The 355-nt window shown below is 47.0% G+C and carries 1 protein-coding gene; it reads left to right on the top strand.

The features are described from left to right. A partial coding sequence (locus AB4585_RS29710; protein ID WP_372172437.1) for a MetQ/NlpA family ABC transporter substrate-binding protein occupies positions 1–355 on the top strand: 355 nt, incomplete at both ends.

Here is a 355-nt window from a genome sequence, read left to right as displayed (position 1 = left end):
CTGAAGCACAGGTTGCAGAAGTAGCGGCTAAGGTTGCTAAAGAGAAATACGACCTTGACGTTGAGCTAGTCACTTTCACAGATTACGTGACACCAAACGCAGCCCTAGATGATGGCTCGGTTGACGTAAACGCATTCCAACATAAGCCGTACCTTGATCAACAAATCGCTGACCGTGGCTACAAGATAACTATCGCAGGTAACACCTTTGTTTACCCTATTGCAGGTTACTCTAAGCAAATCAAGTCTGTTGACGAGCTAGAAGAAGGCGCACGCATTGCAGTACCAAACGATCCAACTAACCTTGGCCGTTCACTGCTTCTTCTTGAGCAGCAAGGCATCATTGAGCTACGTGA

Origin of the sequence: Vibrio sp. 10N.222.49.C9 (assembly GCF_041474985.1) — a bacterium.
Lineage (GTDB): Bacteria > Pseudomonadota > Gammaproteobacteria > Enterobacterales > Vibrionaceae > Vibrio > Vibrio crassostreae_C.
This window is presented reverse-complemented; position numbering and strand designations above follow the sequence as displayed.